Source organism: Pseudogemmobacter sp. W21_MBD1_M6 (genome assembly GCF_052119585.1).
Taxonomy (GTDB): domain Bacteria; phylum Pseudomonadota; class Alphaproteobacteria; order Rhodobacterales; family Rhodobacteraceae; genus JBGQOJ01.
In genome coordinates this window covers 1-15,294 of the sequence record NZ_JBGQOJ010000031.1, presented here as the reverse complement: position 1 = coordinate 15,294, position 15,294 = coordinate 1, and the positions used below count along the sequence as shown (strand labels likewise).

Below are 15,294 nucleotides of genomic sequence, written 5' to 3'. Positions count from 1 at the left end.
GCAGCGCAGTTCTATCTCAAGAGATGACAGATCATTGTCCAAAAGTGACAAATTAGCGATTGATTGTTCTACTGCGCCGATAGGAACTTGGCGTGTTGCCCGTCCATCTTTGAAAGGCGCGATGGAAATTTGCAGCCGACGAGAACCCTACCTCATGTGCAATCGCCTCAACGCTTTTCTGAGCCATTGCTAGGTGTCGGATTGCGATGTCGCGGCGCAAAGCGTCCTTGATTGATTGAAATGATGTGCCATCCGCCTCTAGCTTGCGGATCAATGTGCGCGGCGTCATATGCATTGACCGCGCTGCCTCTGTCAGGTTTGCGTTTTCCCATCCAGTCTGGCTGAGATAGCGACGCAGGCGCAATGACTGTGTGTGTTCGCGGGACCGTGTAAATATCCAATCCCTAGGTGCATTTTCCAAAAACAGATCAAGCTCTGCAGTACTACGCATTTGAACCGGACCTAGTTTATTCAGGTCAAACGAGATGGATGTTGCTGGCCTGTCGAACGTCACGATGGCAGGAAAGATAACCGCATAATCTTGCGCAAATGCGGGACTTGCAAAGGCGAACCAGACCTCTTTCACAGGCGTTTCTTGCCCGGCAAGCCACGACAAAATGCCGTGGGCAAGCTTGAGGATCAGCATATGCCCGAAGCTGTGAACGGGCACTTCACCTTGCGGTTGGAGAGCCAGCACCAAGACACTATCTTTCTCTGTCAACGTGAGCTGATAGTCATCCAGCAACAAGTTCCAAAACGTGGAAAACCGATAGAGCGAAGAGGTCAGCGACGTCGCTTCGCGCAAAGATGTCAAAAGGTGTTGCAATGCACGTGGCCTGATCGGTCGGGCCCAAAGCCCCATCATTTCATCGCCAGTTTCGACCGCCGCTAGTTGGTAAAGGCAAACTATTTGATCCAACGTCACCCTAGCCTGCGATAGGTTTTGATCTTCAATCAAATCAGCGCGTTTCAAAAATGACTGATACTCAGCGTCCGAGCAAAGCGGACGCAAAGCTGCCAGCCAATCCGCGATGAACTGGCGAGATACCGTTGAATAAAGCGTTGGCACGACTTCGGCGATCATGTGGATTCAGGTATCACCGAATAGCCTGATACATAAAGGGCACCTCAGATCAATAAGACCGTATCTAGTTTGATACTTCCACGGTTCCGTTGAAGTGACGCTGTTTTTTCAAAAAAACCAAGAGTTGACCTCTACGCGCGGCGAGCATCGGCTAGTTTGAAGATAGACCAAGACCCATCAACAATCTTTTTCTTTCTTGCTGCGCTTTTTTAGCATTACCCAACTTCACATGACCAAACCCTTTGATCGTCTGCGGCAAGTTGGCAAAAATAGTTGCTAACTCAGCATTCTCAAGAGACAGAACCGGTATTATTTGCGAAATGTCGTCCTCAAACTCGCGTGCCAGATGGCGTTCCAGTTGGCGCTCTGCGGTGTAGCCAAACAAATCAAATACTGTCCCGCGCAGCCATTTGAGCTTTGCCAACCCACGAAATACAGGTCTGATCCACGATCTAAACGCGATCTTTCTCGGCTGACCAAAAGCGTCCTTGCGAGCCAAAATTGGCGGTGCGAGGTGAAACTTCATGTGCTGAACTGATGCAAACTCCTTCTGTAGCGCATCATCCAGGAAACGGCTGTGAAGCCGTGCAACTTCGTATTCGTCTTTATAGCTGAGCAATTTCCAGTAGCTTTCAGCAACTGCCAGCGCGAAGCCATCGAGATTTTGCTCTTGCTCGGCAACTTTGGCACGTTGCACTAAATCCATAAACCGAGCCTTAAGCTTGGATCCCTGATATTCGACCAGATAATCCGCTAGTTCAGCAATACGGCCTTCGGGCTCTAATACCTTAACATCGTTTGGTGGTATTGACTGTGTAGGAAATGCGATCAACCAGCGCCCGATCTCAAAGGCGCGCAAGTTTCCCTCCACACCTGCACCGTTCAATTCAATGGCTTTTCGCAAAGCGGCCTCACCGACCGGGATCATTCCAGCCTGCCATGCCGCCCCAAGCAACAAGACATTGCTATAGATGGTATTTCCCAAATGCGCCTCAGATGCCGCAACGGCGTTCAGGGGTACAACAGCATCTGCTCCGAGGCGCGATGTAATACATTCCAACAGTCCCTCACCAGGTAGATGGAATCCTCCATCTTGCGTGAATTGACCTGTCATAGTTTTATGAGAGTTGACGAGCGCTCTTGTCTTACCTGCCGCCATAAGGGCCAGCGATTTCTGAGAAGCGCCTACCACCATATCACCGCAAATAATGGCGTTCGCTTCGCCTGTGGTCAAACGGGTCGCCTTAATATCCCCTGGCGTAGGTGCAATCCGGCAGTGGATCGATACTGCGCCGCCTTTTTGAGCGAGCCCTGCCATTTGCAATTCTGCAGCACCTTTGCCCTCAAGATGGGCGGCCATCGTTATGAGCGCCCCAACGGTGACGACACCAGTTCCACCGATGCCTGTGATAAGCAGGCTCCAGACACCAGTCAAATCTGGCAAGACGGGGTCTGGCAAATCCGGCAAGACCCCGTCAGATACAGCTTGCACTTTGGGCTTAGCGCCTGAGACCGTCACAAAACTCGGGCAAAACCCTTTGAGGCACGAGAAATCTTTGTTGCAGTTTGATTGGTCGATCTGCCTCTTACGCCCAAAAGGTGTCTCTAGCGGTAAGATCGCCACGCAATTTGAGGCTTTTCCGCAATCACCGCAGCCTTCGCAAACAGCTGGGTTTATAAACACGCGTTGGTCTGGGTCAGGGAACTGGCCCCGTTTGCGCCGCCGTCGTTTTTCGGCAGCACATGTCTGGATATAAAGGATCGCAGTGACACCCTTGATGGCCTGAAGATCACGTTGCACCACTTGCAAATCAGCACGCTCAAACACGCTGACACCTGCCGGCAGTTGCGGGGTTACTTCTTTCTCATCAACCACTGCGACCACTTTGCGAACCCCAAAAGCCAAAAGTTCCGCAGCGATCTGATTTGGTGACATTGCGCCTTCGTGGGTCTGCCCGCCCGTCATGGCAACAGCATCATTGTATAGAATTTTGTAAGTGATGTTTGCCCCAGAATAAACCGCGGCTTTAATCGCCAGACTGCCGGAATGATTGTAGGTTCCATCCCCCATGTTCTGAAAAACATGATCGCGGCTGGAGAACAGAGACTCGCCGATCCAATTCGCACCTTCACCGCCCATATGGGTATGACCACTTGTTTCACGGTCCATCCATTGTGCCATGTAGTGGCAACCAATGCCGGCATAGGCGCGCGCGCCATCGGGAATTTTTGTTGAAGTGCTATGCGGGCAGCCCGCGCAGAACCACGGTTTACGCTCGATCAAATCAGCTTGCCCTACTTCAGGCGCTAATTTGGCAAGCCGGGCTAACACTGGCCTAAGCGCCGTTGTATCGACCCCTATTTGTGCAAGCGCACGGTCCAATCCCTGTGCGATCTGCGCGGGGTTCAAATCCATCTTGGCGGGAAACAGCACATTCCCGTCAAGATCATGGGCGCCAAGGATTTTCGTTCCCGTCGCGATAGTATCACGCAATTGCGGTTCTAACACGGGGCGCTTTTCTTCGACCACAATGATGGCGTCGAGCGATTTGGCCCAATCGTAAAAGCTTTCGCGGTCCAAGGGCCAGACAAGGCCCACCTTATAGGTTGCAAGGCCCAGACCTTGAAGCGCCGCATCGTCAAGGCCAAGCATATCCAGAGCATGCACGGTATCAAGCCAGCTCTTGCCCGATGATACTATTCCCACCTTGGCCGCAGTGTTGCCATGCACCCTGTTATCCAGACGGTTCGCACGCGCATAGGCTTGGGCTGCGGGGAGTTTAAACTCATGCAGCCGCGCCTCTTGATCTTGTGGCGTATCGCCAAGCCTGATGCTCAACCCGCCGATGGGCAGGTTTAAGGGCACAGGTCGCACGACTGTGACGCGATTGACATTACCATCCACAACCGCGGTCGCCTCTATATTGTCTTTCACAGATTTCAGCCCGACCCAGCACCCAGAAAAACGGCTCATTGCCCATCCGTGAACCGCGTAATCTAACAGCTCTTGCACACCTGCAGGTGACAGGATCGGGATCATAGCATCAATCAGGGCCAATTCAGATTGGTGACACGTCGTAGAACTTTCACAGGTATGATCGTCCCCGGCTGCGACCAAAACGCCACCTTGGGCCGACGTACCTGCGAGGTTTGCGTGCCGAAAAACATCGCCGGACCGGTCCACGCCTGGCCCCTTACCATACCAGAATCCGAACACTCCGTCATATAGGCCTTCACCGCGCAATTCCGCCTGCTGCGTGCCCCAGATGGCAGTAGCGGCAATATCTTCGTTGAGGCCTGCCTGAAATTTGATTTGCGCAGGCTCCAGCAGCGATGCAGCTTTCTCGAATGTCGCATCAACTGCGCCCAGAGGTGAACCGCGATAGCCTGACACATAGGCTGCTGTGTTCAGCCCTGCAGCTACATCCCGTGCACGTTGCATCAAGGTGGCACGCACCAGAGCCTGCGTGCCAGAAAGAAGCACTGATTGTTTTGTCAGATCATAACGATCAGACAAGCTGACGTCATGCAGGGGTGTTTGCGATCCCATATTGGAACGTACCTTGTGTTGGTTCAAGCAGTTTTGGAGGCGCGGTCTTTGGAAATGCCAACCCACGGTTCAGGGCCCTTCGGAACGACTGTATTTATCCCGCGCACAATCTCGCCTTTGGGGTCATACATCGGCAGTGAACACAGCTCTGCTCGATGGGTTTCACCGTCCACGCAGTCCACTTCCACTATTGCCCCAGCCTGTAAATCATTCCGATTCAGATGCACAATCGCAACGCCGCAAACCTGATAGGGCGACCACGTGCTTGACGTCACACGGCCAACCATCTGTCCGTTGTGTTTAAGCGTATCACCGCGCAGCGCGATGCCGCCCTCTACGCGCATCCCCCAGCTACGGCTGGTTTTTTCTGCGGACAGCAAAGCCTCGCGTCCAATGAAGTCCCCGCTTTCAAAATCAATAAACTTCCCCAGTCCAACTGCAAATGGCGTTGTTTCCGAGGTAAAATCCTGCCCAGCAGAGAGCAACCCCGCTTCAATCCGACGACAGCGGAAACCGGGCGTGGCCGTCAGAATCATGCCTTTCTTGGCCCCTTCTTCAAGGATCAGATCGCCCAGCATCTCGGTATCGTTTTCTGGCCTAAAGTAGATTTCCCAGCCCAATTCATTGGTGAAGCCTGTTCGACTGATTATGACATTCTGACCGGCCATCGACACCTCGACCCAGTCAAAGTACCGCCACGGGTCCGGTATAGGCCCATCCAGGAGATTCGCTAGCAATTCCATCGAGCGTGGGCCCTGGATTTGGCTGACCCAGACATCGGGATCGCTTATTTTTACATCAAGGCCAATGGCATGTGCGCGGTACCAAGAAAGCAAGTCGCCGTCGGCCTGCGCGAACCAGAATTTGTCATCCTCGACCCGCAATAACAGCCCATCCGTAATCATGCCGCCGTCCTCGTAGCAGGCGAACTGGTAAGAGCAGCGCCCTGTTTTCACCTTGGACACATCGCGCGGAAATATGCGCTGCAACAGCTTCAGTGCATCCGGACCAGCAATCTCGTAAGGGTGCTCTCCGGTGTGGCGAAAGATGATTTCCTGCCGCGCCTTCCAATACATCTCGTCAGGTGTGGCATTGGACATTTTTTCTGGCGTTAACCGTCCAGCATAAAGGGAATATTCAGGGTCGTAGGGCAACTCTTGGTAGGTGAGCGGATGAATGGCCATTGTTCTGGCCAACTCCACGGGGCGCGACCCGTCGACAGGCAGTGGTTTGACAGAAAAGCGGAGTTTTTTCAGGGCATCGTGCATCGATAGTGTCCTTGTCAGATCAAGAGTAAGGTTTGGAAACCCGATTGCGTAATGTACCGATGGTAGACACTTCGACCTCTACGACATCATCAGGGTTTAAGTAGGCAGGAGGTGTTCGGCTACCGCCGGTCCCATCAGGAGAGCCGGTGGCAATCACATCCCCGGGGTTCAGCCGGGTCATGTGTGACAGGTATGAAATCAACTTGGGCAAATCATGGATCATCTTGGCACCCATCGTGTCTTGCATGACAGTGCCGTTGACGCGCGTTATCAGGTGCATTGCCGCGGGCGGCCCGGCCTCGTCAGAAGTTGTCAGCCATGGCCCCCAAGCGCCTGAGGCCAAGAAATTCTTTCCTGCGTGGATCGAGTGTTTTTGCCACCCCCGCACCGAGCCTTCGTTCATACAGGCATAGCCCACCACATGTGCCAGCGCATCTGCAGCTTCGACATGGCGGCATTGCCGCCCGATCACCGCTACAATCTCACCCTCGAAGTCATAGGTTTTTGCGGCGTCACCAATTGGCATTTCCAAAGAGGCGTTATGACCTACAAGCGTATCGTCGTTGCGACCAAAAATAACGATACCGTCAGATTGAACAGCCAGACCAGCAACAGGATAAGGCTTTTCGTAATTCAGCCCAACACATAGAACTTTGGAGGGCGCGGGGATGGGCGGCAGCAAGTGGACATCCGACAGATGGAGAGCTGTGCGATCACAACCATCAGCGAGTTCTCCAAGCACATCCGCTTCCAAGGCCGCCCGCAAGGTTGGATACTTGTCCATGAACGCCGTACTAACGGGGAATACAACTTCCCCCTGCACAAGCCCGTAGCCAGCCTGATTTTCATAGACGAAGCTTGCAACCTTCATTTCACGGCCCCCGAGAAATTAGCCTCAAGCTTGCGCACCGCGTCAGACATTTTGTCATTCTGTGGTGTTGGAATGCTGTGCTTTTTGCCAAGCGGTGGGATTGCTCCGTTGATGAAATCAATCTCAGAGTGCCTTTTCGCCATATGGTCCAGCCGCATCGAGGGGCTCGCCCCTGCAACTAATTCCGCAAACTTTGTGACATAAGCGATCGGGTCGTCGAAGGAAAACCGGATACCTTCAGCTTGCGCGCAGGCGTATGCTTCGCGAGTGCAATCAAGTGCTGAAGCCCAGCGATCAACATCACCCAGCAACTCACCAACACTGCAATCAAAAACGGTGCAGGGAGCGGACAGTGTGACGTTGCATAATAACTTTTCCCAGATCAGCTGGTGAATATCTGCAAAGGCCTGCGCGTTGAAACCAGCCGTTTGCCAGATGGCTTCCACTGCCTGCAGACGCGGTGTCAACCCGCCCGACATTTCACCAAGGCGGATCAGCTTCATCGCGGTGTGATGGACATGCCCCGGGCCCTTCATTGAAGCACCAAAACCGTCAGCAACGCCCAATAAGCAGGCTTTAGGCGGCAGATGCTCGGCGATACCAGCGCCAGCTCCCAATCCATTTTGAATTGTAATGACGGATGTCTCGGGGCCAACAAAGTCACGCACGGCATAAGCAGCGGCACCCACAACCGACGCCTTCGTTGCGATGACAATCAACTCCGAACCGCTGACGATATCTGCATGTTCTGAGGTGATGATACCAGTCACTGTCCGTTGCTCATCGGGCCCCTCAATATGCAAGCCATCAGCATTGATCGCGTTAACATGCGCACTCCAAGGATCAACAGCCACGACAGCATGCCCGGCCATGGCAAACCGTGCCGCATAGACCGACCCCATGGCACCCACTCCGACGACAGCTATTTTCATGGGCACTTCAATCCTGCTTTTTTGGGCTCAAACCTCGTGTTTGAGAATTTCCGATGTCGTCCAAAGTCATAGGTTTCATGATCGTTGACAAACGAGATTTGCGCAGCTTATAGATTACATATTCTTTATCTATAATGGTGAATCCATGGCCCTTGCGACCCGACGATTGCCATTGACTGCCCTTCGTACGTTTGAAGCAGCTGCGCGACACCTCAGCTTCAAGAACGCAGCCGAAGAGCTGTTCGTTAGCTCTACAACTGTCAGTAACCAAATCCGTCAGCTGGAAAAGGACTGGGGCTGCAAGCTGTTTCACCGAAAGACACGCGCTGTTGTGCTCACAGACTCTGGCAAGTCCCTCGCACGAGTTCTGTCAAAAGCGTTTGGTGATATTCGCGCCGAAGTCGAGCTGCATATGGTCACAACCCGTAAGACTGTCACAATCGCCGTTGGTCCGATTTTTGGGTCTCGCTGGCTTGGCCCGCGTTTGTCAAAGTTTGGCAAGGAATATCCGGACATTGACCTCGTTGTGCATCACGGCTCAAGGATCACCAGTGCCGAGCAAATGACGACCGATATTGTAGTAGATTGGGGCATGGGGGATTGGACCAATCTGGAGGCCACCAAACTGATGGAGGCACGCTATTCGCCAATCGTCAGTCCCAAACTAATTGCACAGTCTGGCCCATTTATTGAACCGTCCGATCTGACAAAACTCACGTTTATTCATCAACATGATCGTAGCGAATGGCGCAATTGGTTTGCTATGGCCGGTTATCCCAATCAGGAGTTGCAAAGTGAGATCGTGGTGATCGATTCCAATATGGTGCAGCGATCTGTCAAAGACGGTCAGGGCGTCGCACTAGGCGTATTCCCGTTTCACGACAGAGATGTGGAAGACGGTACTTTGATCAAGCCATTTGACATCGACCTTATGCCGGATCGTGCTTTTCATTTGCTGACCCGCATAAATGCAAGAGGGCGAAAAGAAGTGGGCGCTGTCTGCAACTGGATTGAAGCAGAGGCGGCGGCGCGCGATTAGTTGAGTTGCGGCAGTGTCTTGGAGCATAGGCCCAAGGCATTACTCGCGTTGACAAGGTATGCCGCGGATCCCTCTCGCGCTGAAAAATAACCTTTCACTTGCCCCGCGTGTGCGACCACGCAAGCGCCATCGTCGATCGCATAGCCAGATAGTGTGGTATCTTGGGTAACCAAGGCTTCGAATGCGGGGCTGCGTTCGGGTTCTTCGCGGTAATGCGGGCATACGCCAGAATTAACAAATCCTAGTCCTTTCAACACTGCATAGCCATTCCCACCCGCATCTGAAAAGGCCCAGTCAAACCAGCATACGCCGCCGGCACTCACACCCGCCAGGACAAGGCCCTGCTTATTGGCGCGTTGGAAGAGAGAGGCCAAGTTTCGTTCTCGAAGTTGGCGAACAAGCAACTCTGAGTTGCCTCCTCCGAAGTAAACCATATCCTTGCCAGCAAGCCAGTCACTGGTCTCAACAAAAGACGCGCTATGAGGAAGATGTGAAAGCGTCTCGCTATGACCCGTAAACCGATCATAAAACCGCTCGATCTTTTCTGGAGCGTCGCCGCTGGCCATGCCCACAAACCCGATACTCGGCAAGGGTGGCAAGAGGTTTAAGCAAAAGTCGTCAAGTGCCGGATCGCATTGGTGCGTGAACCCTCCCCCTCCAATGGAGACAATAGCCCCTGATCTTTCCATGACAGCCTCACGACATTTGCTCTGGCACGAACATTATTTTCAACTCAAACGCGTTGCGCAAGGGTCTTATGGGGCATCATAGATAGCAAATTCTTATGGTATAAGCTTAGTTTTTTTCGTTTGACGTAAAGCGCTTTCCGCTTGGACACTCATTTCAAAAGTGCTGCCGATAAAGCAGCCCTACGGAAACTTGAAAGGGAGGAAATAAAAATGAAGAATATACTCGGAGTCGCCTCAAGTCTTGCCATCATGGCATCAATGGCCATTGCGGAACCAAGTGGCACGTTCCGTCAAGCGCATGAAGTTGGTTCGGGGGCCGCTTCAAGCCTTGATCCAATCTCGAACGGTCGGATTTTTCAAATCACCGAAAAAGTCATGAACCGTTTGGTGCGTCCAGACATGGAAGGCCGCCCATCACCCGACTTGGCAATCAGCTGGTCTGCCAATGATGATGCGACAGTCTGGACACTAAAGTTACGCAGTGGTGTGACGTTCCACGATGGGAGCACATTTGGTGCCGAAGATGTTGTCTACTCTTTGGAGCGTGTCTTGGATCCCGAAATGGATAGCCCCGCCCGCTCGGCGATTGCGATGGTAAGCGCGGTTGAAGCGACCGCTGCCGATACGATCCAATTGACGCTGACGAGCTCTTTCGCTGACCTGCCATTGTTGCTCATGGATTATCGCTTGCGCATGATCCCTGAAGGTTCAGGCGACACAATCGCCACGACTGGCATTGGCACGGGCCCCTTCATGGTTGAAAGCTTCAATGCCGAAGGCACAACAAAACTGGTGGCCAATGAGAATTATTTCGATGGTGCCCCTGGTGTTGCCGCGATGGAGATCATTGGGATTACCGACGGACAAGCGCGCCTTCAAGCCCTGCTAGGCGGTCAAATCGACATGGAGCGCGGCATCACAGCGCAGCAGCGTGTGATGCTGGATGGGTCGGACAACTTTAATATTCAAGTCATACCAACGGGTAACTGGCGGGGGCTGATTTTCAGGACAGACGTCGCTCCATTTGACAATGTGCGCGTGCGCAGAGCTTTGCGGATGGTGGCGGACCGGCAGGAAATGGTTGATCTGGTTATGGGCGGTGGCGGCGTTGTCGCTTGCGACAGCCCAGTTGGCCCAACCGACCAGTATCATGCTGAATTGGAGTGCCCACAGGATATCGAGGGCGCGAAGATGCTGCTTGCTGAAGCTGGCTTCCCAGACGGCATAGATATTGACTTACACGTCGCAACGCTTGAGCCAACTTGGCCAGTACTGGCCGAAGTCTATCAAAACCAGGCGGCAGAAGCAGGCATTCGTGTTAACATTATCCAAGTCCCTTCGGATGGCTACTGGAACGAGGTCTGGATGCAGAAAGACGCTGTAACAACTCGGTGGAACGAGCGCCCTGCAGACCAAGCGTTGAATGAAATCTATCTCAGCACAGCGAAGTGGAATGAAAGCTTCTATAGCGACGCAGCATTTGACGCCATCTTGTCTGAAGCACGATCAGAGCTGGATTTTGAGGCGCGACGCGCGCTCTACGTTCAAGCCCAGGCACATTTGTCTGAAACGGCCGGAACTCTGATCCCATACCATGTGACACGTCTTGTGGGGACAACCTCGCGAGTGGACAATCTGGATGCTGTCGAGAACAACGCAGTGCGTTGGCATCTTGTAACGGTAGATTAAGACGACAGAACTAGGGGCCACTCAGTGTGGCCCCTTAGCCTTTAAATGCGATTGGATATGCCCCTTGCTTGCTATGTTGCTACGTCGCCTTGGCCTCGGCGCGATCACCGTCTGGCTGGTCTCCATCATTATTTTTGTTGGCGTCGAAATGTTGCCTGGCGATACCTGCACCGCATTCTTGGAGCGCGAAGCCCAAGGAAAACTACTAGAAAATTGCCGTGAAGATCTTGGGCTCAACCGTTCGGCTCTCGTGCGTTACGCAGATTGGGCAGGGGGTGCGGTACGCGGTGACCTTGGTGTGTCTGCCAACGGGCAAAAACAGATTTCGGAACTTGTCGGATACCGCTTGCGCAACACGCTACTCTTGGCGTCAGGCGCTATGTTGGTAGGTATACCATTGGCATTGTTTCTTGGCGTTGTTGCAGCCCTTTGGCGGGACAAGCTCGTTGATATCATCGTTTCGACCACAGCAATTTTTGCGATGACGATCCCCGAGTTTGTCTCGGCTACTTTACTGATCCTCGTGTTTTCCGTGTGGCTTGGCTGGGTGCCCGGGATCGTACTCACCTCGGCTGACGCCCCTCTCATCGAATTTTTCCCAGAAGTCTTGCTACCAATCGCGGTGCTGACTCTCGTCATGACCGCACATATCTTGCGCACTGTGCGCTCATCCGTAATTGAAACATTGGCATCGGATTATGCACAAATGGCAACGCTAAAAGGCGTCCCATACTGGCAAATCGTGTTTCGCCACATCCTTCCAAACGCACTTTTACCGACGATCAACGTCGTCGCACTGACAATTGCATGGCTCTTGGGAGGTGTCGTCGTGATTGAAACGGTATTCAACTATCCGGGACTCGGGCGAATGATGATTGATAGTATCTCGGATCGTGACCTCCCCGTGACGCAAGCTATCGCGTTGATCATCGCCTCCGTCTACGTCGTGGTCAATCTGGCCGCTGACATTTTGACGATGCTGGCGAACCCGCGTCTGCGTACCGTGCATATGCGCAAAGGATAGGGCCATGACAGTTACAACATCTTATCGCCGCCCTGGTAGCCTTGCACGCTTTGGTACTGTGATCTCCGACATTGTAGCCCGCCCGTCCGGAGCGATTGGCCTGACCTTGGTTTTGGGTCATCTGGTGTTGGCGTTTATCGGCCCCTTTATCGTGCCGTATGATTTCACAGAAATGAACTCGGGCCTAATGCTCTCCAAGCCGTCCGCTGCGCATTGGCTCGGGGCCGATCACCTCGGGCGCGACACGCTAACCCGCACGTTGCTGGGCGGGCGTGAAGCCATTTTGGTCACTGGTATTGCGACACCGCTCGCTGTGCTCTGGGGTGGTCTTGTGGGAATTTTCTTTGGGTTGGCAGGCGGCCGTGTAGATGAGGTGTTGATGCGAGTTGTTGACGCGTTTCTTTCTCTGCCCTGGATTCTCAAGATGCTGGTCTTGATCGTGACATTTGGTACTGGGATCGAGGTTCTGATACCTACACTGGCGTTCTTTTATGGCATCCCCGTGATCCGCATCGCCCGCGCGGCAACACATGATGTGGTCGCGCGCGATTTTGTTCAAGCCGCGCGCGCACGGGGCCACAGCCGCGGTACAATCATTCGCCGCGAATTGCTGCCCAATGTGCGCGACGCACTTTTGGTTGAAGGTGCGATGAGGTGGTCATGGATGTTGCTGGCATTTTCCTCACTGTCATTTCTGGGGTTCGGCGTCTCACCGCCGACACCCGACTGGGGCCTCATGATTGCGGACGCACGTGGCTTTATGTCGTTCTCGCCTCTGGGTGTTTTGGCGCCAATGGTCGGCCTATCCTCCCTAATAATCGGGATAAACCTTACCGCTGATGCGCTAGCCAAAGCGTTGGGTATCGACCGCGCGCAAAAGGCACCCGTATGACAACTATAGATACAAAAGCGCGCGACTTTCTCGCCATAAATGACCTGAGCATCGGGTTCCGCGGCCGCGCAGGCACAATGGTGCCCGTTCTTCGCAATATTTCACTTTCTGTCCAAAAGGGGGAAAGCATTGGTCTGGTAGGTGAAAGCGGGTCAGGCAAAAGCACATTGGCTCTTGCGATGATGGGTTATCTCAAGACTGGACTAAAGGTTATCGAAGGGTCCGCATCCTTTGATGGCATCGAGATGTTCACCCAAGCCCGAAAGTCACTTGAAACGATCCGGGGCGGGCGACTAGCCCTTATTCCGCAGAATTCAGGCCAATCGCTTACGCCGACCTTGCGTATCGGCGCGCAAATTGCAGAAGCGCTAAGACTGCATTCATCGCTGCCTGAAACCGCCCACAGCACGCGCGTAACGGAGCTTTTAAGTCAAGTAAGACTGCCAGACCCCTCAACCATTTCCGAGCGCTATCCGCATGAGCTTTCTGGCGGGCAACAACAACGTGTCGCGATTGCCATAGCTCTTGCCGGTGAGCCCGAAGCCTTGCTTTTGGACGAACCGACAACGGGACTGGACGTGACCACCCAAGCCCATATCCTTGAACTACTGCGAGATCTGGCACGCGATACTGGCATGGCGATGGTCTATGTCAGCCACGATTTGGGCGCGATCGCCCGCGTATGTGATCGCGTGATCGTTATGTATGCTGGTGAGGTGGTGCTGGAAGGCAGCGCAAAACAGGTACTACGCGACCCTGGCCATCCCTACGCTCGCGGCCTGCTGGCCTCAATTCCCCAATTGAAAGACACGCATCTGCCACGCGCATTGGATGGTCGCCCCCCCGCGCCGGGGCAGGTTGGCAACGGCTGTGCCTTTGTGGATCGATGCGTCATCGCGACCGAAAATTGTGGCGTAGCGCGACCTGAATTGACGCAAGGCCCAAGCGGCGCTAAGACGCGTTGCCACCACGCGGGTCGGGTCAATGAAATCCCCCTCATTGGCCAGCGAGAAGTCAGCCAACGCAACCTGCCTGAGACTATCTCGTTGGATCTGGATGATCTGGCAATTTCCTACGCCCGCCCTAATCTGCTTGAAAAGCTGAGAGGTCGCGAGAGCCAGTCCACCGCAACCGTTGATGCAATTACGCTTGCCCTGCGCAAAGGCGAAACGCTTGGTTTGGTCGGTGAAAGCGGGTCTGGTAAATCAACAATCCTCAAATCTCTAGCGGGGCTGTTGCCGCCCTTGCATGGTACAGTTGATGTGGCAGATGGCACTCCATTACCCGCCCGGGTCGAGGACAGAAGCGCTACACAATTACGCCAAATTCAGATGATCTTTCAAAATCCTGATGAAAGCTTGAATCCACGGCAAACAATCGCTCAAATCCTTGCCCAGCCGCTCAAGCTTTACTTTGGTTTATCCGGTGAAGCTCTGAATGAGCGGAGCGCGCAATTGCTTGAGGCGGTGCGCCTTGGTGCTCATTATCTGGACCGCCTGCCAAGCCAACTTTCGGGTGGAGAAAAGCAGCGCGTTGCGGTAGCCCGCGCATTTGCGGCAGAGCCCGATCTTGTTCTATGCGATGAAATTACTTCGGCGTTGGATGTTTCGGTTCAGGCCGCCGTACTTGAACTGTTGGATGACCTGCGCCGCGAAAACGACACCAGTTATGTGTTTGTCAGCCACGATTTGGCAGTTGTCCGTGTGCTGTCTGATCGCGTTGCTGTGCTCTATCAAGGGAGATTGTGCGAAATCGGGCCGACCAAGGATGTCTACGGAGAAACCTCCCATCCCTACACCGAAGTTCTGTTGGGCGCGGTCCTAGAGCCTGACCCTGATTGTTCTCCAACCCTTTCTGCAAACGATGCTGTCGAGTTATCGCCCCCAAAGGCGGGCTGTCCCTTTCAGCGCAGGTGCCCCAAACAGATTGGGGACGTTTGCAACACCGTTATCCCGCCCCGTCGAGACTTTGCGGATGGTCACACTATCTGGTGCCATCGCGAAGATTTGCAAGCCTGAAGCCAAGTTGAAAGCTTAAGTGTGTTCTTAGCAAACCGCTTTTAGAGGATGCCTAGAATGTCTGTTGGTTCGCTCATCATTATCCGTAAAATTATCAGTATGCCCTCCAGCGCTTGTATTAGGCCCGTTTCTGCAAGAATCGTGCTCGAATGACCGCTCTACCACCCATTCCGATTTTATCCGGCCACTGATTCCGGAGTATCCGGCCACCCTGTGATGTGATGCTGCGAGGCAATCT

At 53.6% G+C, this 15,294-nt stretch carries 11 protein-coding genes; 5 read left to right on the top strand and 6 right to left on the bottom strand.

Annotation, left to right across the window (positions count from 1 at the left end; translation table 11 throughout):
• Positions 1-52 precede the first annotated feature (52 nt).
• From ACEN2R_RS18650 to ACEN2R_RS18630, 5 genes are all read right to left on the bottom strand, one after another.
• Positions 53-1,084 (bottom strand): AraC family transcriptional regulator ligand-binding domain-containing protein, encoded by a 1,032-nt coding sequence (locus tag ACEN2R_RS18650; RefSeq protein WP_442044197.1) that lies wholly within the window; start codon positions 1,082-1,084, stop codon positions 53-55.
• 151 nt (positions 1,085-1,235) lie between these two features.
• A complete protein-coding gene (locus ACEN2R_RS18645) occupies positions 1,236-4,634 on the bottom strand; it encodes an indolepyruvate ferredoxin oxidoreductase family protein (RefSeq protein ID WP_442044196.1) in 3,399 nt (1,132 codons plus the stop codon).
• Positions 4,635-4,657: 23 nt separating this feature from the next.
• Positions 4,658-5,902 (bottom strand): aminomethyltransferase family protein, encoded by a 1,245-nt coding sequence (locus tag ACEN2R_RS18640; protein ID WP_442044195.1) that lies wholly within the window; start codon positions 5,900-5,902, stop codon positions 4,658-4,660.
• A gap of 19 nt (positions 5,903-5,921) precedes the next feature.
• Positions 5,922-6,773, bottom strand: a complete 852-nt coding sequence (locus ACEN2R_RS18635) for a fumarylacetoacetate hydrolase family protein (protein ID WP_442044194.1) — start codon at positions 6,771-6,773, stop codon at positions 5,922-5,924.
• Complete coding sequence (locus ACEN2R_RS18630) at positions 6,770-7,705, bottom strand: ketopantoate reductase family protein (protein ID WP_442044193.1); 936 nt, start codon at positions 7,703-7,705, stop codon at positions 6,770-6,772. The genes ACEN2R_RS18635 and ACEN2R_RS18630 overlap by 4 nt, the downstream gene beginning before the upstream one ends.
• A gap of 145 nt (positions 7,706-7,850) precedes the next feature.
• Here ACEN2R_RS18630 and ACEN2R_RS18625 point away from each other — a divergent pair, with 145 nt between their 5' ends.
• The gene (locus ACEN2R_RS18625; RefSeq protein WP_442044192.1) at positions 7,851-8,744 is read left to right on the top strand and encodes a LysR substrate-binding domain-containing protein; all 894 of its coding nucleotides are present in this window, start codon (positions 7,851-7,853) and stop codon (positions 8,742-8,744) included.
• On the opposite strand, the gene ACEN2R_RS18620 is transcribed toward ACEN2R_RS18625, so the two are convergent.
• Positions 8,741-9,433, bottom strand: a complete 693-nt coding sequence (locus tag ACEN2R_RS18620) for a Type 1 glutamine amidotransferase-like domain-containing protein (RefSeq protein WP_442044191.1) — start codon at positions 9,431-9,433, stop codon at positions 8,741-8,743. The two genes, ACEN2R_RS18625 and ACEN2R_RS18620, sit on opposite strands and share 4 nt — an antisense overlap.
• 141 nt (positions 9,434-9,574) lie before the next feature.
• Here ACEN2R_RS18620 and ACEN2R_RS18615 point away from each other — a divergent pair, with 141 nt between their 5' ends.
• From ACEN2R_RS18615 to ACEN2R_RS18600, 4 genes are all read left to right on the top strand, one after another.
• Positions 9,575-11,122: an ABC transporter substrate-binding protein gene (locus tag ACEN2R_RS18615; RefSeq protein WP_442044190.1), complete on the top strand. Its 1,548-nt coding sequence runs from the start codon at positions 9,575-9,577 to the stop codon at positions 11,120-11,122.
• A 73-nt stretch (positions 11,123-11,195) separates the two neighbouring features.
• Positions 11,196-12,146: an ABC transporter permease gene (locus tag ACEN2R_RS18610; RefSeq protein ID WP_442044212.1), complete on the top strand. Its 951-nt coding sequence runs from the start codon at positions 11,196-11,198 to the stop codon at positions 12,144-12,146.
• A gap of 4 nt (positions 12,147-12,150) precedes the next feature.
• A complete protein-coding gene (locus tag ACEN2R_RS18605) occupies positions 12,151-13,038 on the top strand; it encodes an ABC transporter permease (RefSeq protein ID WP_442044189.1) in 888 nt (295 codons plus the stop codon).
• Positions 13,035-15,056 carry an ABC transporter ATP-binding protein gene (locus tag ACEN2R_RS18600; RefSeq protein ID WP_442044188.1) on the top strand — a complete coding sequence of 674 codons (2,022 nt, stop codon included), beginning with the start codon at positions 13,035-13,037 and terminating at the stop codon, positions 15,054-15,056. Before ACEN2R_RS18605 ends, ACEN2R_RS18600 begins: the two co-directional genes overlap by 4 nt.
• Positions 15,057-15,294: the final 238 nt, after the last annotated feature.